Consider the following 26,111-nt stretch of genomic DNA (forward strand, 5'->3'; position numbering starts at 1 on the left):
CGCCCGCGCGGGCTGGCAAGTGCGTGAGATGTCGTTTTTATCCCGCGCCCGCCGCAATCACGGCGGGCGCGGGACGTGCGAGACGCTACAGACGGGCAGCAAATCAGTGAGGGGATATACAATGGTCGAGACAACACGGCGCGCCCGAGGCGGCGGCGGGGCAGCACGGCGCGCAGCCCGCAGCGCGGTATCGTTTGAGACCGCACGGTTTATCGAGCGCAACATCCCCAACTTCGAAGTGCTCACCGAAGAGGCACTCCAGATCATCGAGACCAACGCCGAGACGATCCTCGAAGAGGTGGGCGTGAATTTCCCCGACAACCCGCCCGCCTTGCAGCGTTGGCGCGATGCTGGCGCGGACGTGCAGGGTGACCGGGTGCGTATCCCGCGTGGCCTCGCGCGCAAGCTGTGCGAAACCGCACCCGCAACCTTTACGCAGCACGCGCGCAACACCGCGCGCAACGTCGAGATCGGCGGCAACAATCTGGTGCTGGCCCCGGTCTACGGCCCGCCTTTCGTGCGCGATGCGGCGGGAGGGCGCCGCTATGCCACAATGGCCGATTTCCGCAAGTTCGTGAAACTGGGCTACATGTCAAAGTGGCTGCACCATTCGGGCGGCACCGTGTGCGAGCCCACGGATGTGGCCGTCAACAAGCGCCACCTCGACATGCTGCACGCCCATATGACGCTGAGCGACAAGCCATTCATGGGGTCGGTGACCGAGCCAAGCCGCGCACAGGATTCGGTGGATATGGCCGGGATCCTCTTTGGCAAGGATTTCGTGCAGCAGAACACGGTGATGACGTCGCTCATCAACATCAATTCCCCGATGACGTTTGACGACGTGATGATGGGCGCGCTTGAGGTCTACGCGCAGAACAACCAGGCCTGTATCGTCTCGCCCTTCGTCGTCGGTGGCGCGATGGCGCCCGTTTCAGTCGCGGGCACGCTGACGCAGGTACTGGCCGAGGGATTGGCGGGCATCGCCTACAGTCAGCTGTGCAAACCCGGCGCGCCGGTCATTCTGGGCGCCTTTGTCACCTCGATCGACATGAACTCGGGCGCGCCCACCTTCGGCACGCCCGAGGCCAGCCACATCACCTATGGCATGGGGCAACTCGCGCGGCGTCTGAAGCTGCCTTACCGCTCCGCCGGATCGTTCTGCGGATCGAAACTGCCCGATGCGCAGGCAGCCTACGAGACGGCGAACAGCCTGAACATGGGGCTTCTGGCGGGTGTGAACTTCATGCTGCACGCCTGCGGCTGGCTGGAAGGCGGTCTGGTATCGTCTTTCGAGAAATTCGTGATGGACGCAGATCAGCTCGGCGCGTTGCATCATTTCGCCCGCGGCGTGGCCGTGGACGAGAACGCGCAAGCCATGGATGCCATCCGCGAAGTGGGCCCCGGCGGGCATTTCCTGGGCTGCGCCCATACGCAGGCAAATTTCAAGGAAGCGTTCTGGAAATCCGACCTTCTGGATTACAAACCCTTCGAGACGTGGGAGGACGAGGGCGCGCGCGATACGCAAACCCTCGCCGCCGCGCGCATCGAAAAGATGTTGGGCGACTACCAGCAGCCTGCGCTCGATCCGGCAATCGCGGAGGCGCTTGACGCCTTCGTTGCCGAGCGCAAGGCCGCCGAGCCCGACAGCTTTATGTAGCGACCCGCAGCTGCGCGCCGTCATTGGCCGCGCGCAGCAGCCGCGCCTCGGCCACAATGGCGATCAGCGTATCGACGTGACGCACGAGGTTATAGGCCGCATCCGAATCGATGCGCTGGCTTTCCAGCTCAGCCTCCATATCAATGAGCCGCATCAGCGCGGCCCCGTGCCGCGGTACCATTCCATAGCCCAGCAACCGCCCCAGATGCGCCCGGCGCCGGTAGTCGCGTGCGCCAATGCGCGCGGCGCGCATCAGCAGGCGGGGACGGTGCAGTGTTGCGAGAATAGTGTGGATATCTTGCATCGGAACGCTCCTTGTCGTGGCTCCATGACGCCGCTGCGGCGTTGGTGAGCGTCCTTTATTCCACGAGTTTTCCGCGTGTTGCGCGGAAAGCCGCCGCACCGTGCGCCGCTTTCAAGATTGTTTATCTTTTTTCAACAATCCTGCCCGTAGTCGCTGATTTTAACGAATGAGTAACTTATTCTCTCATAGGTAGTATGCCGGACAGGGCAGTACCTTTAGCAGACTTCGGGTCCAAGGCAGTATGCAGCACAAACACAAAACAAAGACGTCAGAGCTCAAGGGATTTCAGGAAGCGATGCCGGAATGGGTGCCGCAGCCAATCCAGAACTACCTTGGCCATACCGAAATGGGGATTCCGATTCGGGCACTGGCCCGGCACCAGGGGTGTCATGCCTCGACGATCCTGCGGCAGATCCGCCGGATCGAGACGTTGCGCGATGACCCGCTGGTGGACGGGATGCTGACCACATTGGGCCTGCGCAACCCCGCCGAAGGGACCGCGCCCGCAGAGGGCGAAGACCCCATCGCCTGGGCCGAAGGGTTTCGCCTGCTCGGCAAGCTGTGCGAACGCGGCGCGGTGCTGGCAGTGGCGGCGGAGATGGACAAGGCGGTGATCCTGCGGGTGCTGCCAGGCGGCGAAAGTGCGCGCACCGGCGTCGTCGACCGTTCCGTGGCCGAGGCGTTGGCGCTGAAAGGCTGGATCACCTCGGATAATCCCGGCCGCATCACGCGCTACACGATTACGCCCGCAGGGCGCAACGCTTGCGCCGAACTCTCCGCAACCGTCGATGCGGATCAGACCGCAGGCCCTGTCGAGACCGCGCAACGGCCCGGCATCGGGCGCATTCGCTATTCGGCGCAGGAAAGCCCCGTCAGCGCGCTGGCGCGGCGCCGGGACAAGGACGGGCAGCAATTTCTGAGTGACGCACAGGTCCGCGCCGCCGAACAGCTGCGTGAGGATTTTGAGCTTGCCCGTCTGGGTCCGCGCCTGAAATCGGTGCTGGAGGCATTTCAGACCACGCTTGACGTGACGCTTTTGCCCAACCGCCCCGAGGCCGGCACGCCCGCCGGTCGCGCCGAGGCGCGGGTGATCCAAGCGCTGCAGGATCTGGGGCCGGGGCTGTCCGAGGTTGCGCTGCGCTGTTGTTGCTTTCTGGAAGGGCTGGAAAGCGCTGAAAAGCGCCTTGGCTGGTCGGCGCGGTCGGGCAAAATCGTGCTGCGCATCGCGTTGACCCGGCTGGAGCGGTATTATGCCACGACCATCGGCGCCTCCTCCGCGATGATCGGTTGAGCCACGCGCAGGGCGGCAATGCGGCACACCGGGGTTTCGCCGCGCGCGCGACATGCTACATACGACAGGTGTAGCCACGAGAGGTCTCCCATGCGCGATCTGAAAATCCCCGAACAGCGCCACCCCGAAAAAGCGCGGCGTCCGGACAACCCACAGCCAAAAAAACCGGACTGGATCCGGGTGAAGGCACCGGGCGGAAAAGGGTACACCGAGACCGCCAAGATCATGCGCGACAACAAGCTGGTGACCGTCTGCGAAGAGGCAGGATGCCCCAACGTCGGCGAATGCTGGAGCCAGGGTCACGCCACGATGATGATCATGGGGGAGGTGTGCACCCGCGCCTGCACCTTTTGCAACATCGCGACGGGCAAGCCACCCGAAGCGCTCGACGCGTTTGAACCGGGGCGGGTGGCCGATGCGGTGGCCAAGCTGGGGCTGAACCATGTGGTCATCACCTCTGTCGACCGCGATGATGTCGAGGACGGCGGGGCGGAGCATTTTGCCCAGACCATCCGCGCCGTGCGCCACCGCGCGCCGGGCACCACGATCGAGATCCTCACGCCCGATTTCATCCGCTGCGCGCCCGAGGCGCTGGAAAAGGTCGTCGAAGCGCGCCCCGATGTTTTCAACCACAACCTTGAGACTGTGCCGGGGCTCTACCCCGAAGTTCGCCCCGGCGCGCGGTACTTCCACTCGCTGCGCCTGTTGCAGCGGGTCAAAGAGCTTGATCCCTCGATGTTCACCAAATCCGGTATCATGGTGGGGCTGGGCGAGGACCGTCAGGCGGTCATTCAGGTCATGGAAGACATGCGCGCCGCCGACATCGATTTCCTGACCATCGGACAGTATCTGCAACCCACACCGAAACACCACGCCGTCGACCGCTTTGTGCATCCCGATGAATTCGCGGCTTACGAAAAGGCAGCCTATGGCAAGGGGTTCCTGATGGTGTCGGCCACGCCGTTGACACGGTCGAGCTATCACGCGGGCGATGATTTCGCGCGCCTGCGCGATGCGCGCAACGCAAAGCTCGGGATTGCCTAATCGCCTTTGGGATCAATCGGGGTCACGCCCCCGATCCCCCGCGGCACGCGGTCGGCTTGCGCCCAGTCGGGCCAAAATCCCAGCTTTTCAACGCCGATGATCGCCAGCGCCAGCGCGATGGTGGCAAAAACGAGGATCACCCGCTTCAGCGACGGGGGATTGCGCACCCACAGCGACGCGCGCAACAGCCAGCGCGGATCAAGCACCGTCGGTGAACCGTACTTTCCCGATGAACGGCAGGTTGCGGTTGCGCTGCGCAAAATCGATGCCGTATCCCACGACAAATTCATCCGGTATCTCGAAGCCGGTGTGATCGGCGCGCAGATCGACCTCGCGCCGGGTGGGCTTGTCCAGCAGCGCCACGGTTTTCAGCCGCGCGGGCCCGCGCGCGCGCAGCATGCCGGTGACGTGGTGCAGGGTGTATCCGGTATCGACGATGTCCTCGACCAGCAGCACATCGCGCCCTTCAATGCCGCCGCGCAAGTCCTTGAGAATGCGCACCTCGCGCGAGGACTCCATGCCGTCGCCGTAGCTTGACGCCTCCAGAAAATCGACCTCGATGGGCAGGTCCAATTCGCGCACCAGATCGGCGATGAACACGAAACTGCCGCGCAAGAGGCCCACCACCACCAGCTTGTCGGTGTCCGCAAATTCGGTCTGGATCTCGCGGCACATCTCTTCGATGCGCGCGGCGATGGATTTGGCCGATATCATCTCGTCTATGACATAAGGACGCGCGGGCATGCTCACCTCTTGATTGTGCGGGGCGGTGCCCTTTGATACAGCGCTACCGACACGAGCGCAGGAAATCAATGCCCACCCATTCAGAGACCCGAACGCTGCCCTATACCGCGCAGCAGATGTACGACCTTGTGGCCGATGTGGGGCGCTATCCCGAATTCCTGCCATGGACCGCCGCCGCGCGCATCAAACGCGACGAGGTCGTGGGCGACCACCGGGTGATGGACGCCGATCTGGTGATTTCGTTCAAGGTTTTTCGCGAGCGGTTCACCAGCCGGGTAAAGCTGTGGGACGAGACGAAGCATATCGATACCGAATACCTTGACGGGCCGTTCAAAAAAATGGTCTCGACCTGGAAGTTCCGCGATGTCGACGGCGGCTGCGAGGTCGATTTCTTTGTCGATTTCGAATTCAAGAACGCAATTTTGCAGCGCATCATCGGGGTGGTGTTCAACGAGGCGATGCAGCGCGTTGTCAAAGCGTTTGAGAAGCGCGCGCAGGCGCTTTATGGCTAAGCCCCAAAGAGGGGGCAGGCCATGGGCATCACATCTCAACTGATCAAATTCGCGGGCACCGATGTGCCCGAAGAGGCCGCCGCGATGATGCGGCTGTCGCTGTTTGACTGGGCCGCCTGCGGGATCGCGGGCGCGCGGGAGGTGGAGTTCTTGCCCTTCAAGCGCGCGCAAATGGTCGAGGACGGGCCGGCAGGGGTCTTTGGCGGGGGCGAGGCGGGGGCGGCTGTCGCTGCCTTGCTCAACGGGACGCTGAGCCACGCGCTCGATTACGACGACACGCATTTTGCGCATATCGGGCATCCGTCGGTGGCGGTGCTGCCGGCCGTGGTTGCGCTGGCGCAAACGCTCGACACGCCGCTGGCGGACGCGATTGATGCGGCCACCGTGGGGTCGAGGCGTCGATCCTCGTGGGGCTGTGGCTGGGGCGGGATCACTATCAGGTGGGGTATCACCAAACCGCGACAGCGGGGGCCTTCGGCGCCACGCTGGCCTGCGCGCGGCTGCTGGATCTTGACAAGGGGCAGACGCGGCACGCGCTGGGGCTGTGCGCCTCTATGGCATCGGGGGTGAAAGCACAATTCGGCACGATGGCCAAACCGCTCAACGCGGGCCTTGCCGCGCGCACGGGGGTCGAGGCGGCGCTGTGGGCGCAGGCGGGCATGACGGCGGCGACCGAAGGGCTTGAGGGGCCGCTCGGCTTTGGCGCGACGCACCACGGGGCAAGCGACGATGTGAAGATGTCGAAAAAGTCGTGGCACATCAGCACGATCAGCCACAAATACCACGCCTGCTGCCACGGGCTGCACGCCACGCTTGAGGCGCTGAGCGGGGCGCAGGTCGATCCCGAAAGGCTCGCCTCGATCCGCATCCGCACGCATCCGCGTTGGATGAGCGTGTGCAACATCGCGGATCCCAAGACGGGGCTTGAGGCAAAGTTCAGCTATGCGCAGGTTGCGGCGATGGCGATCCTTGGCCACGCGACCGGGCGGATCGAGAATTTCAACGATGCAATGACGCGGGATCCACAGGTGCGCGCGCTGCGCGACATCGTCGAGGTGATGGAGGATGAAAGCCTGACGGAGACGCAGGCGCAGGTGACGCTGACCCTCAAATCCGGCGAGGTGCGCCGGCTGCGCCACGATCTGATGGCGCCGATCACCCTTGAGGCGCGCAGCCTGAAACTGCGCGCCAAGGTCGACGCGCTGCTGAGTGAAGATCGCGCGGCGCCTCTCTGGCAGGCGGTCATCGGCCAGGATCTGGAGGCCGTGACGGCGACCTTCTAGGGCGCGGACAGGGCGCGTAGCGCGTCAAGGATCATCCCCAACGCGTGATCGCGCGCCGCTGCGCGCACAACGTCGCGGCCCAAGGCGCCGAATTCCACCGTTTGCGTGTGCACCCCGTCCGGGCCTGCGAGGGCAAAGCACACGCGCCCCTCGGGCTTATGCTCCGACCCGCCGGGCCCCGCGATCCCGCTGAGCGACACGGCGATCTGCGCCTGGGAACGGGCCAGCGCCCCCGCCGCCATCTCAGAGGCGACAGGCTCGGACACAGCACCATGCGCGTCGAGCGTTGCGGGGTCCACGCCCAGCATCTCGATCTTGGCCGCATTGGTGTAGGTCACAAAACCACGGTCGAAAATCGCGGAGCTGCCGGGCAGATCGGTCAGCGCGGCGGCGACCATGCCTGCGGTGCAGCTTTCCGCCGTGGCGATCATCACGCCCCGCGCGCGGGCGAGGGCAAGGATGTCAGAGCGCATGATACGCCCCCGCCAGCACAACCACGCCAATGGCGGCGAATACACCGGCGATCACATCGTCCAGCATCACGCCCAACGCGTCGCCGCGCCGGTCGGCCCAGCCGATGGGACCGGGTTTCCAGATGTCGAAGAGGCGAAACAGCGCAAAGGCAGCGATCCAACCCGGCCACATCACGGTGATGTCGATCCCCATGCGCCAGCTTGCAATCGACAGCGGCAGCAGGGCGATCCATTGGCCGACCAGCTCGTCCACGACGATTTCCGACGGATCGTGATCGTCACTTCCCGCCGTCATTTTCGACGTGGCCCACCACCCCTTGAGGAAAGCAGCCACGATCCCCAGCGCCAGCAGGGGAAACCCGCCGATCACATGCAGCAGCCACGCCCAGGGCAACGCCACCAGCGAGCCCCAGGTGCCCGGCGCCGGACGGATGTAACCCGCGCCCAGCACCGTGCCGATCAGCCGCGCGAGCGTCATGGCTTCACCAGCGTTGCGGTGGCCATGCAGGCGATGCCTTCGCCCCGGCCGGTAAAGCCCAACCGTTCTGACGTGGTGGCCTTGACCGACACCCGCTCAATCTCGATCCCGCTGATGCGGGCCACCTCGGCGCGCATGGCTGCGGCGTGGGGTCCGACCTTTGGCGCCTCGCAGATGAGGGTGCAATCGACATGGGTGAGGGTGTATCCCTGATCGCGGGCCATCTCTGCCGCGTGCGTCAGGAAGATATGGCTCTCGGCGCCTTTCCACTGCGGATCGGAGGGCGGGAAATGGGTGCCGATGTCGCCCGCGCAGAGCGCGCCGTAGATCGCATCGGTGATCGTATGCAGGCCCACGTCCGCGTCCGAATGCCCCTTGAGGCCCCGATCATGCGGGATCGCGACCCCGCAGAGCATCACGCGATCGCCCGGCCCGAAGGCGTGTACGTCAAAGCCGTTGCCGGTGCGGATGTCCATCGTGCTCTCCAATATGCGCGCGGCGCGGGCGAAATCATCCGGGCCGGTGATTTTCAGGTTATCGGCGCTGCCGGGGGTAATGGCAACGTCGATCCCATAGGCACGCGCCACGGCCACATCATCGGCGGCGGGGCCGGTGTAGGCATCGTGGGCCGCACGAATCGCGACGAGATCGAACCCCTGCGGCGTCTGCGCCGCAAAAAGCCCGTCTCGGGCCTGAGTGCCGGTCACAGCCCCCTGGGCACCGTGCCAGAGCGCGTCGGTCACCGGCAGACCCGGCGCCGCACCCGCGTGCGTGTCGAGCGCTGACAAAACCCCGTCGATCACCACCGCCTGCACGCAGCAGCGCGCCGCATCGTGGATCAGCACCCGTGTGCCGGTGCAGGCGGCGAGCCCCGCGCGCACGCTGTCCGACCGCTCAGCCCCGCCGGCAACGACGGTGATCCCGCGTGCCTCAAGCGCGGGGGCCTCGGCCATATCCTGCGCGTGCAGCACCACGACGATCGCGCCCACGCCGGGGTGGCGCGCGAACGCCTCGATCGTGTGATCGATCACCCGCCGCCCGGCGAGCGGTTGCCACTGTTTTGGCAGCGCACCGCCCGCGCGCGTGCCGCGTCCGGCGGCGACGATCAGCGCCGTGACTGTCATGGCGGTCTCCTTTGCGTTCCGTGCCTCGTGCAGCATTAGGCAATGCAGGGCGGGCACGCAAACCCGCCGCCGCTGCGCACCGCCCAAAAATTAGGCGACGGGCGGCTGATTTTACCGCAGACCGGCGCGGTCAAGTTGTGGCCCTGCCTGCATTGCGGTACCACAGACGGACCTGCCCAAGGATTAAGCACACCCGCATGCGCCTGCCGCTCGATGCCTCACCACCGGTTTTGCTGGCCCCGATGGCCGGCATCACGGATCTGCCGTTTCGCAGTCTCGTGTCGGGATTTGGCGCGGGGCTGGTCGTGTCGGAAATGATCGCGTCAGGCGAATTGCTGACGGACCGCCCCGGCACCCGCGAAAAGGCCGAGCTGGGATTGGGCGAGCGCGCAACCTCGGTCCAGATCGCCGGGCGCGAGGCCGCCCCAATGGCCGAAGCTGCGCGGATGCTGGCGGGGCAGGGCGCGCGGATCATCGACATCAACATGGGCTGCCCGGCCAAGAAGGTGACGCAGGGCGCCTCCGGCTCGGCGCTGATGCGCACGCCCGATCACGCGCTGCGGCTGATCGAGGCGGTGGTGGCGGCCGTCGACGTGCCCGTCACGCTCAAGACGCGGCTGGGCTGGGACGACGGGATGCTGAACGCCGCCGAAATCGCCACGCGGGCCGAAGCGGCCGGCGTGCAGATGATCACCATCCACGGGCGCACGCGCTGTCAGTTCTACAAGGGCCGCGCGGACTGGGCGGCGATCCGCCCGGTGGTCGAGGCGGTGCGCATCCCCGTCATCGCCAATGGCGACATCGTCGACACGGCAACCGCCCGCATGGCGTTGGCGCAATCGGGGGCGGCGGGCGTCATGATCGGGCGCGGCGTGCAGGGGCAACCGTGGCTTTTGGCGCAGGTGGCACACGCGCTCCACGGCACGCCCGCGCCGCAGGTGCCTGCGGGCGAGGCGCTGGTGCAGCTTGTGGCCGAGCATCACGCGGCCATGCTGGATTTCTACGGGCCCGATCTGGGCCTGCGCGTGGCCCGCAAACACCTCGGCTGGTATATGGAGCGCGCGGGCACCCCCGCCGCCGACCGTCGCGCAGTGATGACCGCACGCGACGCAGGCGCGGTGCGCGATCTGCTCGGCCCGGCGTTGCTGCCCGCGCAGGAGCGCGCCGCATGAGCCCGCTTGAGGACGCCGCGCGCCCGCTTTGGGCCTCGCTGCCGGTACCGGCGCTGCTGGTGGGGGCGGATGACGCCATCCTCGATATCAACGCCGCCGCCGAGGGGTTTCTGAACACCTCGGCCAAATCGATCCGCGGCGCGCCGGTCTGGGATACGCTTTTTGTCAATGTCCCGATCTTTGAGGCGTTCGAGCGCGCGCGCGCGGGTGGCACCACGCTGTTTGTCAATGACGTCGATGTCGGGTGCGGCCAGCGCCCGCCCTTGCAGTCGCAGGTCCAGATCGCGCCCTACACCGGGGCGGAGGGGGTCATGATCGTGATGATCTCCCCGCGCGAGCTGGCCGACCGCATGACGCAGAGCCAATCGGTGAAATCCGCCGCAAAATCCGCCATCGGCATGGCCGAAATGCTCGCCCATGAGATCAAGAACCCGCTGGCGGGCATCACCGGCGCCGCGCAATTGCTGAGCATGAACCTGCCGCGCGAGGATCTGGAGCTGACCGATCTGATCGTGGCGGAGAGCCGCCGCATCGTGAAGCTGCTCGAACAGGTGGAGCAATTCGGCAATCTCACGCGGCCCGAGCGCGGGCCGGTCAACCTGCACGACGTGCTCGACCGCGCACGGCGCTCGGCATTGTTGGGTTTTGGCGCACGGATGCGCATCATCGAGGACTACGATCCATCGTTGCCGCTGGCGCTTGGCGACAAGGATCAGCTGTTGCAGGTGGTGCTGAACCTGCTCAAGAACGCCTCCGAGGCCGCCGGAAAAAGCGGTGGCACGATCCGGCTGCACAGCTTTTACGAACATTCCTTCCGCCTGCGGCGCGCCGATGGATCGGGACAGGCGCTGCCCCTTCAGATCGAGGTGATCGATGACGGGCCGGGCCTGCCGGAGCATATCAAGGGCGATGTTTTTGAGCCTTTCGTGTCGGGCAAGGAAAACGGCACGGGCCTTGGCCTTGCGCTGGTAAGCAAGATCGTGGGCGAGCATGGCGGCTGGATTTCCGTCAGCTCCGTTCCCGGTAAGACCGTCTTTCGCATCTCTCTGCCCCGGGCGGACGATGCGCAGAAATCGGGCGCAACCGCGCCAATCAAGGAGAGCTAGCATATGGATGGCACAGTTCTGGTCGCCGATGACGACCGCACGATCCGCACGGTTCTGACGCAAGCGCTGACGCGCGCGGGCTGCAAGGTACACGCCACGTCGAGCCTGACGACGCTCATGCGTTGGGTGGGTGAGGGCAAGGGCGATGTGGTCATCTCGGACGTGGCGATGCCCGACGGCAACGGCCTTGAGATGCTGCCCAAGATCGCCGCCGACCGCCCCGATCTGCCGGTGATCGTGATCTCGGCGCAGAATACCATCATGACCGCGATCAAGGCGGCCGAGGCGCAGGCCTTTGACTACCTGCCAAAGCCGTTTGATCTGCCGGAGTTGATGAAGCGCACCGCGCGCGCGCTTGACCAATCCAGCACACCCCGCCGGGCAACACCGGATGCGACCGCGCAGACGCAGGACGATCTGCCAATGGTCGGGCGCACGGCGGTGATGCAGGCGCTCTACCGCGTGATCGCGCGGGTGATGAATACCGATCTGCCGGTGCTGATCTGGGGCGAGAGCGGCACGGGCAAATCGCTGATCGCGCGCGCCATCCACGATCTGTCGGACCGCCGTACGCTGCCGTTTGTCACCGTGAACGAGGCCGATCTGATGGATATCGAAGGCCCGGCACGGGTGCTGGCACGGGCGCGCGGCGGCACCCTGCTGATCGACGAGATCGGCGATATCAGCCAGGAGGTGCAGGCCCGCATCGTGCGCATGATGGATCTGGAGCAGGACAACGCGCCCCGGTTCATCGCCACATCACAGGTGGATCTGGGCGATGAGGCAGGGGAGAGCAACCTGCGCCGCGATCTGTATTACCGGCTGTCGGGCGCGACGCTGCACGTGCCCGCCCTGCGCGACCGGGTCGAGGATATCCCGTTGCTGGCGGTGCATTTCCTCGAACGCGCGGAGGCCGGCGGCGCGCAGCGCGTTCTGTCGGACGGGGCGGCCAAGGTCTTTTCCGGCTACGGCTGGCCGGGCAACGTGCGCCAGCTCGAACATGCCGTGCGTCAGATGACGCTGACGAATGGCGCTGCCGAAATCTCGCGCGCGGAGGCCGAGCAGATTGTCGGCGGCCAGCCGGGGCCGGAGCCCGCACGCGCCACGACCAACACCGAAAAGCTGGGCGCAAGCGTCGAGCGGCACATCAAGCGATACTTTGAGCTGCACGGTGCGATGCTGCCGCCGCCGGGCCTGTATCAGCGGATCCTGCGAGAGGTCGAGGCGCCGCTGATCGAAGTCGCTCTTGCCGCAACGTCAGGGAATCAGGCCAAATGCGCCGAGCTGCTTGGCATCAATCGCAATACCCTGCGCAAAAAAATCACAGATCTTGAAATAGAGGTTACGCGCGGGCGAAAAATGATGTAATACTGCCACATAAGCGTGGCCATCGGGAAACATCCCGATCAGGACCACAGATAACGGCGGTCAGATGCGTTCACGCGCATCGCATCAGGTGAGGGCACGGCAGTGGCGCCCCAGAAACGCAGGTCCTGGCTTGTGCGCTTGTCGCATTTGCGCAGACAACGGCGCATGCGCACCGTTACCACCTTTGGTTTGGTGGTGCTTGGGCCCTTGCTGGCGCTTGCGACCTATCTTGCACTTGGCCCGCTCGACCAGGGCAGCACGGATATCCTGCGGCTGATCCTGCTGCTTGATCTTATCTATATTCTTGTGGTGGCGGCGCTGGTACTGGCGCAGGTGGCGCGGCTGATCACGGCGCGGCGGGCGAAATCCGCAGGCTCGCGCCTGCATTTGCGGCTGACGGGGGTCTTCGCGCTGATGGCGCTGATCCCCACGGTCTCTGTCGCCGTTTTTGCGGTGCTGACGATCAACATCGGCATCGAGGGCTGGTTTTCCGAGCGGGTGCGCGCCGTGGTCGGCAACTCGCTGCTTGCCGCCGAAGCCTACGCACAGGAAGAACGCGAAGGGCTGCGCGCGGATGCGGCAAGCCTTGCGCGCAGCATCGACCGTGCCCGGCGCGGCGGGATCGAGCTGAGCGACAGTGAGCTTTTGGGCGAGGGGCAGCGCCAGATCCAGCGTGGCCTGCGCGAGGCTTACATGATCGACGGCACCGGTGAGATCCGGGCGCGCGGGGATCGGTCCTATCTGTTCGATTTTGAGCCGCCGGCGCCCGACGACCTTGCCGCGGCGGACAACGGTGGCGTGCACCTGATCGAGGACAAGCAGAACAACGAATTCCGCGCGCTCATCCGGCTGGAGTCCTTTGTCGATCGGTTCCTTTATATTTCGCGCGATGTGGACGGCGAACTGCTGAGCCTTCTGGACGAGACCCAGGAGACCATCCGGCTTTACCAGCAACTCGAAAGCGAACGCGGGCGCACGCTGTTTGAATTCGGCCTGCTGTATCTTGCCTTTGCCGTCATCATCATCCTGGCCGCCGTCTGGCTGGGCCTGTGGTTTGCAGAACGCCTGTCCGGCCCCGTGGGCCGCCTGACGGGTGCGGCGCAGCAGGTTGGGGCAGGGGATCTGGACGTGCAGGTGCGCGAGGATGACGGCGACGACGAAATCGCGATGCTGGGCCGCTACTTCAACCAGATGACCAAGCAGCTGAAGGGCCAGCGCAACACGCTGCTGGACAATACCCGCCAGATCGAGCGGCGCCGCCGCCTGTTCGATTCCGTGCTGTCGTCTGTCACTTCCGGCGTTGTCGGTCTGGATCCCGAGGGACGCGTGACGTTCGTCAACCGCTCCGCCATGCGGTTGCTGGACTGGGAGGAGGACCAGCAGTCGCTGGCGCTTGCGGTCGCGATCCCCGAATTCGGGCCGCTGTTCGAGACGGTGGCGCATGGTTCGGCCGAGGCGGCGCAAGAGGAAATCAAAGTTTCCCGTCAGGGGCGTCTGGAAAACCTGCTGGTGCGTATGGCGACGCGGCGCACGGATGAGGGGCGGCTGGAGGGCTATGTGGTTGCCTTCGACGATGTCACCGATCTGGTCAGCGCGCAACGCATGGCCGCCTGGGGCGACGTGGCGCGGCGCATCGCGCATGAGATCAAGAACCCGCTGACACCCATCCAGCTGAGCGCGGAGCGGATCCAGCGCAAATACGGCAAGCAGGTGGACGACGCCGACAGGCTTGAGCAGATGACCGGCGTCATCATCCGTCAGACAGGCGATCTGCGGCGCATCGTGGACGAATTCTCGAAATTCGCGCGCATGCCGGAGCCCGAGCGCAAGCCGCAGGATCTGGCGCAGCTGGTGCGCGATGCGGTGACGCTGCAAAAGGCAGGGCGCCCCGACATCAAGCTGAACGTGGATCTGCCGGACGGTGCGCTGCCCACCTTGATTGATGCGACCATGATCAGCCAGGCGCTGACCAACCTGATCAAGAACGCGGGCGAAGCCATTGATAGCTTGCGCGAAAACGGCGCGCCGGACGATCTGGCGCCGCAGGTGCAGGTCACGCTGAGCCAGACTGACACCCACGCCCGGATCACGATAGCGGACAACGGTATCGGCCTGCCCGAGGACCGCGCGCGGCTCTTTGAACCCTATGTCACCACCCGCAGTGAAGGCACCGGGCTGGGCCTGCCAATCGTGAAAAAGATTATCGAGGAGCACGGCGGCAGCCTGACCCTCACCGATGCCGCCCCTTTCGAGGGGCAGTCCCATCATGGCGCCATGGCGGTCATCGACCTGCCCCTTGAGCAAAGCCAGCACACACAAACCGAGGAGAGACAGTATGGCTGATATTCTGATCGTGGACGATGAGCGCGACATTCGCGAGCTTATCTCTGACATTCTCGAAGACGAGGGGTTTGCCACGCGGCTTGCGGGCAACTCCGATGATGCGATGGCCGCCGTCAATGCCGAGCCGCCGGCGCTGATGATCCTCGATATCTGGCTCAAGGACAGCAAGATGGACGGGATCGATATCCTCAAGACCGTCAAACGGGACAACCCGGACGTGCCGGTGGTCATCATTTCGGGCCACGGGAACGTCGAAATCGCGGTCGCCGCGATCAAACAGGGGGCGTATGATTTCATCGAAAAGCCGTTCAATATCGATCAGCTTCTGGTGGTGATCCGCCGCGCGATGGAAACCTCGCGCCTGCGCCGCGAAAACATCAGCCTCAAACGCCAGGACAGCAAGGGCGGGGAGATGATCGGCTCGTCGCCGGCCTTCCGCACGCTGATCAGCCAGCTCGACAAGGTGACCAAATCCAACGGCCGCGTGATGCTGACCGGGCCCGGCGGGTCGGGCAAGGAGGTCGCGGCACGCTATATCCACGCGAACTCGGGGCGCGCCTCGGCGCCCTTTGTCACAGTGAACTGCGCGGGCGTGGCGCCCGAGCGGATGGAAGAAGTTTTGTTTGGCCGCGAGACCCCCGAGCGCGGGGTCGAGCCGGGATTGCTGGAGCAGGCCCACGGCGGTGTCGTCTATTTCGACGAGGTCGCGGATATGCCGCTGGGCACGCAGTCCAAGATCCTGCGCGTGCTGGTGGATCAGCAGTTCACCCGCGTGGGCGGCAACGACAAGGTGCGCGTCGATCTGCGCGTGATCTCAAGCACGAACAAGGACCTGGCGGCCGAAATTGAAGCGGAAACCTTCCGGCAAGAGCTCTACCACCGCCTGAACGTGGTGCCGATCGCGGTGCCTTCGCTGTCCGAACGGCGCGAGGACATCCCGGAGCTTGCCGATCATTTCATCGCTGAGTTCAACGGCACGCAGGGCCTGCCGCTGCGCAAGGTTTCCGAGGATGCGCTGGCGCTGATGCAAACGATGGTCTGGCCGGGCAACGTGCGGCAGCTGAAAAACCTGATTGAACGGGTGCTGATCCTGGGCGAGGGCACAGCCCCCATCGAGGCGCGCGAGCTGCCCGGCGAGGAAGAGCCCGCCGCCGAGGAAGGCCGCGTGGTGCTGTCTGGCGCGATGGCGAGCCTGCCGCTGCGCGAGGCCCGCGAGGCGTTTGAGCGCGAATACCTGCTCACCCAGATCAACCGCTTTGGCGGGAATATCTCACGCACGGCGAACTTTGTCGGAATGGAGCGCAGCGCGCTGCACCGCAAGCTCAAGAGCCTCGGCGTCGTGACGAGTGCAAAGTCGGGGGCAAGGGTGGCCGAGGTCGGTTGAGGGGGGCGGTCCGCTGTGCGGGACTAAGCGCCAATTCGCTGCACTGGTTGTCAAAGTCTGCTGTTGTAAGTTAACGAAGTGTGCGCAGCGCAGGATAGCTAAATGAACAAATACGGATTGGCGGTAACAATAACCGTCGTTGGCGCACTTTTTATCGCTGTACCATTTGGTCTGAAATACTCTCAGGCAACTCTACTGTTTGGCTTGATCGCAGCACTTTCTGCCCCAGTGGTAATTCACAAAATTCCCAATGCAAGTTGGGCAATGGGGATGCTGATGGGGCTGTCTTTCTTCGCCAGCTTTCCAGCGAAAAAGCTTTTTCAAATCGACGGTTTCATAAATGAAGTGCCGGTAACTCTGGCATACGCCGCCTTACTTTGGGTAATTGGCTTTGGTTGGAGAAGGAGTTGGCGCTAAGCCGACTTTCGTAAGTCTTGCAGCATCGGTAACTCTGGGCTCGTTGCCGCCATTTCGCACCAGAGCACATCCCCTTACGCCAGCTCCCCCAGAACATCGATCCCCTGCATCAGCAGGAAATGCAGCATGTCGATAAAGATCCAGTTTTCGGCCAGCTTGTCGCCGTCGCGGCGGTAGATGTCGATCACGCGCATGTCCGCGCGGGTTTCGGTCACGGGGAGGCCCATGAAACCGCCCGTGACGCTCAGCGTCAGGTTCGGCCAGCCGAAGAACCCGCCGTAATTGCCCTCCGCCAGGCGCGCGACATGGCCGTTGAAGGTGCGCCCCGAAAGGCCGCTGCGAAAGGGGGTTTGGTGTTGCTCGATATAGCGGTCGATGGTGTAGGTGGCGCCGATGCCCTCGGGCCCCCACCACAGCATGTCGTCGTGCCAGTTGCGCTGCATCTCCTCGCGCGGGGTCAGCGCCGTCGGATTGGCGTTTGCCGCGTCGATGGCCTTGACCATGCTGTCGATGATCGCCAGCGTCCGGGCGCCCTCGGCGGGATCCGACGCGCCGAACAGCAGGCCGTCGTGCGTGCGCGGACCCGGCTGCACCAAATGCGCGGCGGTCTGGTCGGGAAAGCGTACCACGCCCGCTTGCCGCATCAGGTGCAGCAGGTCGCAATACATCGCCGTCTCGACAATCTGCCCGTCGACCACGCGGTTGAATTCTGCGTAGCGCAGCATCGCAATCTTGCGGGTGGGCCGGATGCCGACGAAAGGCGCGTCGAACAGCCCCATCAGATGCCCCATCGACACGACCCAGATGTCCTGATCGGGATCGTTGTGATTATGCGCGGCAAAAAACACATCCTCGCGTCGCTGCACGGCTGAAAAAGCGTTCAGAAGCGGCGTCCAAAAGACCTCCGCTGCGGCCTGCGGGCCGGTTTGCAGGTTGAAGGGATGAAATCCGCGCCAGATCGCCCCGTCGCCCATACGCGCGGCAAGCGTGTCAGCGACCGTATCCGGCGTCGCCCGGGCGAGTGCTGCATAATGGGCCTGCACGAGGGTTTTTGCCTCGGCAATCGCGTCTATCCGGTCTCGCATGACAGTCTCATCTGTTGAACAATCCCTCAAGCGGTAGCGCGTTGCACACGTGTGCACCAGATGTTTTTTTACATATCAGCCACGCTTTTGACGACCCGCCAGACGGACAATTCGTTTGACCGCCTGTGCTGCTCATGCAAGATCGGCACTCCGAAGATGGCAGGGCAGCGCAATGCGAAGGGTCGGACGGGCATGAAAGTCATCATTTGTGGCGCGGGGCAGGTCGGCTGGCAGATCGCGCGGCATTTGTCGGGCGAAAGCAACGATGTGACGGTTGTTGACAGCAACGCCGATCTGGTGCGGCGCGCGACCGATACGCTGGACGTGCAGGGGGTTGCGGGTTTTGCCAGCTACCCGGACGTTTTGGAACGCGCGGGGGCTGCCGACGCGGATATGATCATCGCCGCGACCCATTCCGACGAGGTCAACATGGTGACCTGTCAGGTCGCCCATTCGGTTTTCGGCATCACGCGCAAGATCGCGCGCCTGCGCTCGCAGTCCTACCTCGACGCGATTTATTCGGACCTCTACCGCCGCGACCATCTGCCCATCGACGTGGTCATCAGCCCCGAACGCGAGGTGGCGCAGGCCGCGTTGCAGCGCCTGTCGGCGCCTGCGGCCTTCGATACCGAAGTATTTATGGACGGGCACGCGCAGCTGCTGGGCATCACGCTGGACGAGGATTGCCCGGTGCTCAACACGCCGCTGCGGCAATTGACGGATCTGTTTTCGACCCTGCGCGCGGTCGTCGTCGGCGTGCGCCGCGAAGGGCGCCTGTTTGCGCCGGAGCCGGAAGACCAGCTGTTTGCGGGCGATGATTGCTATGTTTTCGTGCACCGCGACGACATCTCCCGCACGATGGAGATCTTTGGAAAGACATCCTCGACCCAGGATCGTGTGGTTCTGGTGGGCGGCGGCAATGTCGGGCTGAGCGTGGCGCAGACACTGGAGCGACGGGTCAAACGGGTGCGCGCCAAGGTGATCGAGAAAAACCGCGCCTGTGCGGAGCGGGCGGCCGAGGCGCTGGAGCGCACGATCGTGCTGAACGGGGACGGTCTGGACGCCGCACTGCTTGCCGAGGCGGGCATCGCCCGTGCCGATGCCATGCTGGCCGTCACCGACGATGACAAGACGAACATGCTGGCCTGCGTGCGCGCCAAGGCCGAAGGGTGTGATTACGTGATCGCCCTGATCAACGATCCCACGCTGGTGCCGCTGATGCAGCCCCTTGGGATCGATGCCTATATCAACCCGCGCGCCACCACCGTCAGCTCGATCCTGCGGCACATCCGGCACGGGCGGGTGCGGGCGGTCTATTCGATCGGTGACGCCGAGGCCGAGGTGATCGAGGCCGAAGTGCTGTCGACCTCGCCCATCGCCGGGCGCCGCATATCCGAGATCGACTTTCCCGAGGGTGCGTTGGTCGGCGCGATCCGCAAGGGGGACAAGATCATGCGCCCGATGGGCGATACCCGCATCGAAGAGGGCGATGTCGTCGCCGTCTTTACGCTGACCAAGGATGTCGCACAGCTGGAACAGCTGATGCAGGTCTCGATCGACTTTTTCTGATGGCGCGCGCGGCCCCCGAGAGCGTTCTGAAGACCGAGCTGCGGCGCTTGCCGCTGTTTGTGATCATTGCGGGGCTGGCCTGTGTATCGATGATGGCGCCGGCGCTGCATGCGCTGGTGGTGGACGATCACGCGACCGCACAGGCGTTTTTCTATGCGGGCGTCCTGGGCACGCTGGCTTGTGCGATGATTGCGGTTGCCCACGCCGGGCGCGCACCGCGCTACGGCACGCTGGGGCCGCTGCTGTCGCTTTTCGCGGCCTTCGTGTTTGTGCCCGCGATGCTTGCCGTGCCCTTTGTCGAGGCGCTGCCGACCACACGGTTCATCAACGCCTACGTCGAGATGCTGAGCGCGCTGACCACCACGGGCGCCACCCTCTTCGAGGATCCCACCCGTCTGAACCCCACGCTGCATCTTTGGCGCGCGCAGGTCGGCTGGATGGGCGGGCTGCTGATGTGGGTCGCGGCGGTGGCGATCCTCGCACCGCTGAACCTTGGCGGGTTTGAGGTGACCGCACGGGCGGAGCCGGGCAGGCGCACGGACTTCTGGAACATGGCGCAAGGCCCGACGCCGCGGGCGCGGATCAACCGCGCGGTCAGCACCCTGTTCCCGCTTTACGCGGGATTGACGCTGCTGCTGTGGGTTCTGCTGATGACGAGCGGTCAGACGCCGCTCAACGCGGCCGTGCACGGGATGTCGGTGATGGCGACCTCGGGCATCAGCGCCAGCGGCGGCGCGCAGCCCTTCGGTTTTGCTGGGGAGGCCGTCATGGTGCTGTTCATGTGCTTTGCGCTGTCACGGCTCACCTTCAGCGCCGATACGATGACGGCGACGCAGGGCGGGCTGTCGACGGATCCCGAATTTCGCATCGGCTTGGGCATCATCCTTCTGGTGCCGCTTGTTCTATTCGCGCGTCATTTTATCGGCTCCATCGAGGTGCAGACGTCGGCCAACGCCGGTGACGCGCTTGCCGCGCTCTGGGGCGGGGCGTTTACGGTGATCTCGTTCCTGACGACGACAGGCTACGTATCGGACCACTGGGGTGACGCGCAAAGCTGGTCGGGCCTGCGCACGCCGGGGCTGATCCTGATGGGGCTGGCCCTGGTGGGGGGCGGGGTGGCCACGACCGCCGGCGGGGTCAAGCTGTTGCGGGTCTACGCGCTTTATCGCAACGGCGTGCGCGAGATGCAGCGGCTGGTGCATCCCAACGCCGTCAGCGGCGCGGGAGTGGTTGGCCGCCGCCTGCAATCGAATGGCGCATTCATCGCGTGGATCTTTTTCATGCTGTTTGCCCTGTCGTTTGCCGCCGTGACGCTGGCGCTGACATTCGTGGGCGTGGCATTCGACGACGCGCTTGTGATGTCCATCGCGACGCTGTCGACCACCGGCCCCTTGATGGATGTCGCCAGCGAAGCCCCGATTGATCTGATCTCGCTCGGCGCGTCGGCAAAGGCCATTCTATGTGCAGCCATGGTGTTGGGACGGCTCGAAACTTTGGCAATCATCGCGCTTTTGACCCCCGATCTGTGGCGCGCGTGACACGGCGCGCTTTTTCTTTGGCGCGCGGGGCGCCAAGGGGGGTGGAAACTTGGAAACCCGCTGGGCATAGTCGCGCGGGGAGGTGTGCCCGGCGTACACTTTCAAAAAACCAAAAGCAAAAATAACGAAAAACAAAACTGGAAGAACAAACTATGGCGTCTGATAGACAGAATCTTCAGGATGCGTTCCTGAACCACGTGCGCAAAACAAAGGTGCCGGTGACGATCTTTCTGATCAACGGCGTGAAATTGCAGGGCGTGATCACATGGTTTGACAACTTCTGCGTCCTGCTGCGCCGCGACGGGCAGAGCCAGCTTGTCTACAAGCACGCGATTTCGACCATCATGCCCAGCCAGCCGATCAGCCTTTACGAGGGTGAAGAGGCTTCTTGAGCAAGCCTGACTTTCAGATCGACGAGACCGGCGGCCCGCGCGTTACCCGCGCCTGGGTCCTGCATCCTGACATCCGCACCGATCCCGATCGCCGCAGACCGGAACCCGCATTGGCCGAAGCCATGGCGCTGGCCGAGGCGCTGCCGGGCCTCGAGGTCCTGGGCGGGAACGTCGTGCAGCTGCGCCAGGTCAGCGCCGGGCAGCTGTTCGGCAAGGGCAAGATCGAGGATACCCGCCAGCTGATCGAGGAGAACGAGATCGAGCTGGTTTTGGTCGACGGCCCCGTGACCCCGGTGCAGCAGCGCAATCTTGAGAAGATCTGGAAGGTCAAACTGCTCGACCGGACCGGGCTGATCCTTGAGATCTTTTCCGACCGTGCGGCGACGCGCGAGGGCGTGCTGCAGGTCGAGATGGCAGCACTCAATTACCAGCGCACGCGGCTCGTGCGCGCCTGGACCCACCTTGAGCGGCAGCGCGGTGGCCTTGGCTTTGTCGGCGGCCCCGGCGAGACGCAGATCGAGGCGGACCGCCGCGCCATCGACGAGCAGCTGGTGCGGCTCAAACGCCAGCTGGAAAAGGTGGTCAAGACGCGCGCGCTGCACCGCGCCGCGCGCGCCAAGGTGCCTTATCCGATCGTCGCGCTGGTGGGCTATACCAACGCGGGAAAATCAACGCTTTTCAACCGGTTGACGGGCGCAGAGGTGATGGCAAAGGACATGCTGTTCGCCACGCTCGACCCCACGATGCGCAGCCTGACGCTGCCCGAGGGCCCGAGATCATCCTCAGCGATACGGTGGGCTTTATCTCCGATCTGCCGACCGAGCTTGTCGCGGCCTTCCGCGCCACGCTTGAGGAAGTGCTGGCCGCCGATATCATCCTGCACGTGCGCGACATCAGCCATTCCGAAACCGCGGAACAGGCGCGCGACGTGGACGAGATCCTGACATCGCTGGGCGTGCCCAAGGAAACGCGCAGTTTCGAGGTCTGGAACAAGCTTGATCAATTGCCCGATGACGCAGCCGATGCCATGCGCGAACGCGCGGCGCGCGACGACACGGTGATGGCGATCAGCGCGATCACCGGCGAAGGGCTCGACGCATTGCAAAGCGTTATCGCCGACGCCCTGCAGGGCCAGCGCCGCGTGGCCGAGCTGTCACTGGGCTTCGACGAGGGGCGCAAGCGCGCGTGGCTCTTTGCGCAAGACGTGGTCGAGCATGAGGACCAGACGGAGGAGGGGTTCTCCCTGCGTGTCCGCTGGTCCGCGGATCAGGAAGCGGCGTTCCAGCGCCTCTGACCGAAATTTTCGAAAATTTCGGCCCGGAAAATTCGAATTTTCCGATCCCCGCCGCATCTGTAGGGGAAACCCTTTTGCGGAGTCCCTCGCATGACCCTTATCCTCCTCTTTCTGTCGACCTTCATCGTCTTTCTGGCCATCGATTTTGTCGGCCTCAGCTATATGATCAAACCGATTTTCGCGCGCCAGATTGGTCATTTGATGACGGACAGCCCGCGCCTGCTGCCCGCGTTCCTGTTCTATGCCTTCATGGTGGCGGTGGTGTTGTGGTTCGTCTCCTGGCCCGCCCTGACGCAGGACCGCAGCCTGCTGTGGGTCTTTGGCAATGCAGCCCTTCTGGGCATGGTAGGCTACGGCACCTATGAATTCACCAGCTACGCGGTGATGAAAGATTGGACGACAACGATGGTCGCCGTCGATTTCACCTGGGGGACGTGTTTGACAGGGTTTTCGGCGCTCGCGGGGGTCTGGATCACGCGGGCCTTTTCCTAGGCGCCGGTGGCAGAGGCAAACCGGCTGGCCCCCGGCGCCAGTTGGTTGAGCCGCCAGTCACCGACCTGAACCCGCACCAGCCGCAGACATGGCAGGCCGACATGGGCCGTCATGCGGCGCACCTGACGGTTGCGGCCCTCGGAAATGGTGATCTCTAACCACGCATCAGGCACCGTCTTGCGAAAGCGCACGGGCGGGTCGCGCTCCCACAGATCGGGCGCGTCGATCCGGTTGGCCAGTGCTGCGCGCGTGCGCCCGTCCTTCAGGTCTACCCCCTTGCGCAGCGCATCCAGCGCCGCGTCGTCCGGTGTTCCCTCGACCTGCACAAGATAGGTCTTGCGCAGCTTGTATTTCGGATTGCTGATGCGCGCCTGCAGCGGCCCGTGATCGGTCAGCACCATCAGCCCCTCGCTGTCACGGTCCAGACGGCCTGCGGGATAGAACCCCGGCTCATTGATATAGGCCGAAAGCGTCGGGCGCGGGCTGGGGCTGCGCGCGTCGGTGAATTGCGACAACACCCCGTAGGGTTTGTTGAACAGCAGAACGCGGCCCGTCATTGCTGCGGGATCAGCAGCGTCACACCGACCGAAGCGGCGCGCGCGAGGTCCTGATCAAGGCTCATGGGGATATATTCGCCGCGCCGCCACAGCTGCGCCAGATCATCGTAATGGCGCGACAGGAAATGCCCCGATTGCCCGGTGGAGCTGACAAAGACCGAGCTGTCGGGATCGGCAAAGTCATACACCCCGCGATAGCCCGCACCGTGCACGTTGTGGAAGGGATCGGGATCCGTGCCCTTGGTCCGTCCGCGCATCAGCGTGTTGTCCCCGCCGGACGTGCTTTGCCGGATGTTGACGAAATAGCGCAGCACAGGCACCGATCCCAGCACCGGATGGTCGTGCGTCGCCTGATGTGCGTCCCCCCAGCGCAGCGATTGCAGGGCGGTGCCATAGCGCTCGTCGATGTCGATCAGCGCATCGTCGAGCGCGAGGCGGGCCATATCGGCGCAGGTCTCGACCGGGGCGGACTGGAATACGTCGCACCAGGCAGAGGCGCCTTCGACGTCGCGGAACACCCGCTCGATGAACAAGGGCTCGACATGGTCGAACTCATCGGCGAGCGGGCCCAGCTCATCGCGGATCAGGCGCTCTTGCAGCTTGCGCAGCCAGGTGGCGTAGATCAGCGGCTCGGGCAGGTGTTCGTTCATCTCGCCCGACCATTCGGCCAGCAGGGCAAGGGCGCGTTGGCGCAGGCGTTCGGGCGTGCCGTCCGGCGCGGCCTCTCCGGTAAACCACAGCTCGGCACCGATGAGCGGCAGCAGCGAGCGGGCGGTGAAGCTGACGGTATCCAGCTGCGCCTCGATAAAGCTGTCGCGGGTGTGCACCTGACGGCCCTGCATCAGCCGCTGCCAGCGCTGCACACGCTGCGTGTCCCCCCAGAGATAGCTGACGTGATTGGGAAAGGCGCGATCGACCGTCTTGTTGTTGGTATTCCCGAGGATCCCGCCGGCAGGCGATACAAATCCGGGGTTGGCGGTATAGGGCAGCGTGCCCTGCCAGCGGTTGGTGGCGATCCAGCCCGGAGAGGGCAGGCGCCCCTTGCTCTGGTGCGCGGGGTCGCGTTTGGGCATCGCGCCGATCGTCTTCATCGCGATCGTCTCGCCATCGACCAGCGTGAGGTTTTGCGATGGCGCGATATAGAGGCTGGCGGCGTCGATCCCGTCGGCCACCGTCTGCGCCCGCATGATCTCCATCGCGGCTTGCAGCGTGGTGTCGCGCTGGCTCAGCACGGTCCAGTTGACGCTGGCCACGTGGCCGGGCGGGGTGATCGTGGCGAGGTTGTAGTGCGTGCCGGGCAGCACCGGGCCGTTATCGGTCCACCGCAGGGTGAGGGTGACCGGATCGGCGTCCTTGATGGTGATGATCGAGGCACGGGTGCGGAATTTCTTGAACCCCTCGGGCGTGCGGTATTCCTCGCGGTTGGCGGGGTTCAGCTCTTCGATATAGACGTCCTGATCGTCCAGATAGCTGGAGGTCAGCCCCCAGCCCAGCCGCGCGGAGCGGCCCGTCATTACCGCCGGAATACCGGGGATCGTGCCGCCGATCACACCGCCTGTCTCAAGCTCAAGCCGGGCAAGGTACCAGATCGCGGGTGCGGTGAACCCCAGATGCGGATCATTGGCCAGAAGCGTGCCGCCCGAGGCGGAGCGCGACGGCGCCGCGGCCCAGGCGTTGGACGCGCCCGCCAGCGCCGTGCGTTTGAACGGCGAGAGCGGATGCGCGGTGTAGGGCGCAACCGTGGCAAAGCGTTCGGCGGTCGGGAACAGCTGCGCGTAGGCGGGCAGGGCGGCCACACCGTCACCGGGCGCATCGGGCAGGATGTCGCGCAGGCGCGCCTCGTCGGGCAGCGCCAGCGAGACCCGCGCGCGCATCACCTCCGCATCCAGATGGCCCGACAGTTGCAGGCCCATCAGCTTGACGATGGCGATGCTGTCTGCCGGGCGCCACGGCGCCATGGGCGCGTTGAACAGGAACATCTCGGGTGCGCCGCGCCCCAGTGCCTCTGTGTTGATCTGGTCAAGCCGGGCGTTCACCCCCGCCGCATAGGCGCGCAGGGCGTCCTGCGTGCGCGCGTCCAGCGCCTCGACCGACGCGACGGAGAGCGCGTAGACATCCAACCGACGCAACAGCTTGTCGATCTCCAAAGTGCGCGGGCCAAAAATCTCTGACAGCCGCCCCTGCGCCGTGCGCCGCATCACCGTCATCTGCCACAGACGGTCCTGCGCGTGGGCAAAGCCAAGGCCAAAGAACACGTCCTCATCCGCCTGCCCAAGGATATGCGGCACATTGGCGTTGTCGCGCACGATCTCGACCGCGCGCGCGAGATTGGGCACTTCCACCTCTGCGGTATATTCGGGCAACGAGCGGGAGGCGAGCCAGTAGACAAGGCCCACCGCGATCACGCTGATTGCCAGCAACGCGGCGGTCAGACGAACGAGCCAGCGAAATACCAATGCCATATGCGCCCCCTCAAAATCA

The 26,111-nt window shown here is 64.7% G+C and carries 24 protein-coding genes and 2 pseudogenes; 17 read left to right on the forward strand and 9 right to left on the reverse strand.

Annotated elements, in window-relative coordinates:
- Positions 1-121: 121 nt before the first annotated feature.
- Positions 122-1,660: a trimethylamine methyltransferase family protein gene (locus tag KDD17_RS06480; RefSeq protein WP_212705801.1), complete on the forward strand. Its 1,539-nt coding sequence runs from the start codon at positions 122-124 to the stop codon at positions 1,658-1,660.
- Here KDD17_RS06480 and KDD17_RS06485 read toward each other — a convergent pair.
- A complete protein-coding gene (locus KDD17_RS06485; protein WP_212705802.1) occupies positions 1,653-1,964 on the reverse strand; it encodes a DUF6477 family protein in 312 nt (103 codons plus the stop codon). The two genes, KDD17_RS06480 and KDD17_RS06485, sit on opposite strands and share 8 nt — an antisense overlap.
- Positions 1,965-2,205: 241 nt before the next feature.
- On the opposite strand from KDD17_RS06485, the gene KDD17_RS06490 reads away from it, so the two are divergent.
- Together KDD17_RS06490 and lipA are read left to right on the forward strand one after the other, a co-directional pair.
- Positions 2,206-3,255 carry a DUF6456 domain-containing protein gene (locus KDD17_RS06490; RefSeq protein WP_254796914.1) on the forward strand — a complete coding sequence of 350 codons (1,050 nt, stop codon included), beginning with the start codon at positions 2,206-2,208 and terminating at the stop codon, positions 3,253-3,255.
- A 90-nt stretch (positions 3,256-3,345) separates the two neighbouring features.
- On the forward strand, positions 3,346-4,299 hold the full coding sequence (gene lipA, locus KDD17_RS06495; RefSeq protein ID WP_212705803.1) for a lipoyl synthase: 954 nt from the start codon (positions 3,346-3,348) through the stop codon (positions 4,297-4,299).
- Here lipA and KDD17_RS06500 read toward each other — a convergent pair.
- Complete coding sequence (locus KDD17_RS06500; protein WP_212705804.1) at positions 4,296-4,505, reverse strand: hypothetical protein; 210 nt, start codon at positions 4,503-4,505, stop codon at positions 4,296-4,298. The genes lipA and KDD17_RS06500 overlap by 4 nt on opposite strands.
- On the reverse strand, positions 4,498-5,043 hold the full coding sequence (hpt, locus tag KDD17_RS06505; protein WP_212705805.1) for a hypoxanthine phosphoribosyltransferase: 546 nt from the start codon (positions 5,041-5,043) through the stop codon (positions 4,498-4,500). Before hpt ends, KDD17_RS06500 begins: the two co-directional genes overlap by 8 nt.
- A 68-nt stretch (positions 5,044-5,111) precedes the next feature.
- Between hpt and KDD17_RS06510 the strand changes: the two genes are divergently transcribed.
- From KDD17_RS06510 to KDD17_RS18785, 3 genes and pseudogenes are all read left to right on the forward strand, one after another.
- Entirely contained in the window at positions 5,112-5,555 is a 444-nt protein-coding gene (locus KDD17_RS06510; protein ID WP_212705806.1) for a type II toxin-antitoxin system RatA family toxin, read from the forward strand.
- 87 nt (positions 5,556-5,642) lie between these two features.
- Positions 5,643-6,214, forward strand: a pseudogene (locus tag KDD17_RS18780) (MmgE/PrpD family protein); the annotation flags it as partial.
- A gap of 78 nt (positions 6,215-6,292) precedes the next feature.
- On the forward strand, positions 6,293-6,838 hold the full coding sequence (locus tag KDD17_RS18785) for an MmgE/PrpD family protein (protein WP_254796947.1): 546 nt from the start codon (positions 6,293-6,295) through the stop codon (positions 6,836-6,838).
- Here KDD17_RS18785 and KDD17_RS06520 read toward each other — a convergent pair.
- The 3 genes from KDD17_RS06520 to KDD17_RS06530 are packed head-to-tail and all read right to left on the reverse strand — an operon-like array spanning position 6,835 to position 8,913.
- Positions 6,835-7,311, reverse strand: a complete 477-nt coding sequence (locus KDD17_RS06520; RefSeq protein WP_212705807.1) for a CinA family protein — start codon at positions 7,309-7,311, stop codon at positions 6,835-6,837. The genes KDD17_RS18785 and KDD17_RS06520 overlap by 4 nt on opposite strands.
- Complete coding sequence (locus tag KDD17_RS06525) at positions 7,301-7,789, reverse strand: phosphatidylglycerophosphatase A family protein (protein ID WP_212705808.1); 489 nt, start codon at positions 7,787-7,789, stop codon at positions 7,301-7,303. Before KDD17_RS06525 ends, KDD17_RS06520 begins: the two co-directional genes overlap by 11 nt.
- Positions 7,786-8,913 (reverse strand): bifunctional 2-C-methyl-D-erythritol 4-phosphate cytidylyltransferase/2-C-methyl-D-erythritol 2,4-cyclodiphosphate synthase, encoded by a 1,128-nt coding sequence (locus KDD17_RS06530; RefSeq protein WP_212705809.1) that lies wholly within the window; start codon positions 8,911-8,913, stop codon positions 7,786-7,788. Before KDD17_RS06530 ends, KDD17_RS06525 begins: the two co-directional genes overlap by 4 nt.
- Before the next feature lie 197 nt (positions 8,914-9,110).
- Here KDD17_RS06530 and dusB point away from each other — a divergent pair, with 197 nt between their 5' ends.
- The 6 genes from dusB (at position 9,111) to KDD17_RS06560 (ending at position 16,703) form a co-directional block, all read left to right on the forward strand.
- Positions 9,111-10,085, forward strand: coding sequence for a tRNA dihydrouridine synthase DusB (dusB, locus tag KDD17_RS06535; protein ID WP_212705810.1), 975 nt, complete (start codon positions 9,111-9,113; stop codon positions 10,083-10,085).
- The gene (locus KDD17_RS06540; protein WP_212705811.1) at positions 10,082-11,191 is read left to right on the forward strand and encodes a two-component system sensor histidine kinase NtrB; all 1,110 of its coding nucleotides are present in this window, start codon (positions 10,082-10,084) and stop codon (positions 11,189-11,191) included. The genes dusB and KDD17_RS06540 overlap by 4 nt, the downstream gene beginning before the upstream one ends.
- 3 nt (positions 11,192-11,194) lie before the next feature.
- Complete coding sequence (locus KDD17_RS06545; protein ID WP_212705812.1) at positions 11,195-12,559, forward strand: response regulator; 1,365 nt, start codon at positions 11,195-11,197, stop codon at positions 12,557-12,559.
- Positions 12,560-12,724: 165 nt separating this feature from the next.
- The gene (locus tag KDD17_RS06550; protein ID WP_212705813.1) at positions 12,725-14,902 is read left to right on the forward strand and encodes a sensor histidine kinase NtrY-like; all 2,178 of its coding nucleotides are present in this window, start codon (positions 12,725-12,727) and stop codon (positions 14,900-14,902) included.
- Positions 14,895-16,286, forward strand: a complete 1,392-nt coding sequence (ntrX, locus tag KDD17_RS06555; protein ID WP_212705814.1) for a nitrogen assimilation response regulator NtrX — start codon at positions 14,895-14,897, stop codon at positions 16,284-16,286. Before KDD17_RS06550 ends, ntrX begins: the two co-directional genes overlap by 8 nt.
- Before the next feature lie 102 nt (positions 16,287-16,388).
- Positions 16,389-16,703, forward strand: a complete 315-nt coding sequence (locus tag KDD17_RS06560) for a hypothetical protein (RefSeq protein ID WP_212705815.1) — start codon at positions 16,389-16,391, stop codon at positions 16,701-16,703.
- Between the two features lie 74 nt (positions 16,704-16,777).
- Here KDD17_RS06560 and KDD17_RS06565 read toward each other — a convergent pair whose 3' ends face one another.
- The gene (locus tag KDD17_RS06565) at positions 16,778-17,788 is read right to left on the reverse strand and encodes a nuclear transport factor 2 family protein (RefSeq protein WP_212705816.1); all 1,011 of its coding nucleotides are present in this window, start codon (positions 17,786-17,788) and stop codon (positions 16,778-16,780) included.
- 192 nt (positions 17,789-17,980) lie between these two features.
- Here KDD17_RS06565 and trkA point away from each other — a divergent pair, with 192 nt between their 5' ends.
- From trkA to KDD17_RS06590, 5 genes and pseudogenes are all read left to right on the forward strand, one after another.
- Positions 17,981-19,357: a Trk system potassium transporter TrkA gene (trkA, locus tag KDD17_RS06570; protein WP_212705817.1), complete on the forward strand. Its 1,377-nt coding sequence runs from the start codon at positions 17,981-17,983 to the stop codon at positions 19,355-19,357.
- Positions 19,357-20,895: a TrkH family potassium uptake protein gene (locus tag KDD17_RS06575; RefSeq protein ID WP_212705818.1), complete on the forward strand. Its 1,539-nt coding sequence runs from the start codon at positions 19,357-19,359 to the stop codon at positions 20,893-20,895. The genes trkA and KDD17_RS06575 overlap by 1 nt, the downstream gene beginning before the upstream one ends.
- A 152-nt stretch (positions 20,896-21,047) precedes the next feature.
- The gene (gene hfq / locus KDD17_RS06580; RefSeq protein WP_114886916.1) at positions 21,048-21,287 is read left to right on the forward strand and encodes an RNA chaperone Hfq; all 240 of its coding nucleotides are present in this window, start codon (positions 21,048-21,050) and stop codon (positions 21,285-21,287) included.
- A pseudogene (gene hflX / locus KDD17_RS06585) lies at positions 21,284-22,581 on the forward strand (GTPase HflX). Before hfq ends, hflX begins: the two are co-directional and overlap by 4 nt.
- Before the next feature lie 90 nt (positions 22,582-22,671).
- Complete coding sequence (locus KDD17_RS06590; RefSeq protein WP_212705819.1) at positions 22,672-23,073, forward strand: DUF2177 family protein; 402 nt, start codon at positions 22,672-22,674, stop codon at positions 23,071-23,073.
- Here the strand turns inward: KDD17_RS06590 and KDD17_RS06595 are convergent.
- Positions 23,070-23,630, reverse strand: a complete 561-nt coding sequence (locus tag KDD17_RS06595) for a pseudouridine synthase (RefSeq protein WP_212705820.1) — start codon at positions 23,628-23,630, stop codon at positions 23,070-23,072. The genes KDD17_RS06590 and KDD17_RS06595 overlap by 4 nt on opposite strands.
- A complete protein-coding gene (locus KDD17_RS06600; protein ID WP_212705821.1) occupies positions 23,627-26,092 on the reverse strand; it encodes a penicillin acylase family protein in 2,466 nt (821 codons plus the stop codon). Before KDD17_RS06600 ends, KDD17_RS06595 begins: the two co-directional genes overlap by 4 nt.
- Between the last annotated feature and the right edge of the window lie 19 nt (positions 26,093-26,111).

It is taken from the genome of Sulfitobacter albidus, from assembly GCF_018200035.1.
GTDB classification, from domain to species: domain Bacteria; phylum Pseudomonadota; class Alphaproteobacteria; order Rhodobacterales; family Rhodobacteraceae; genus Sulfitobacter; species Sulfitobacter albidus.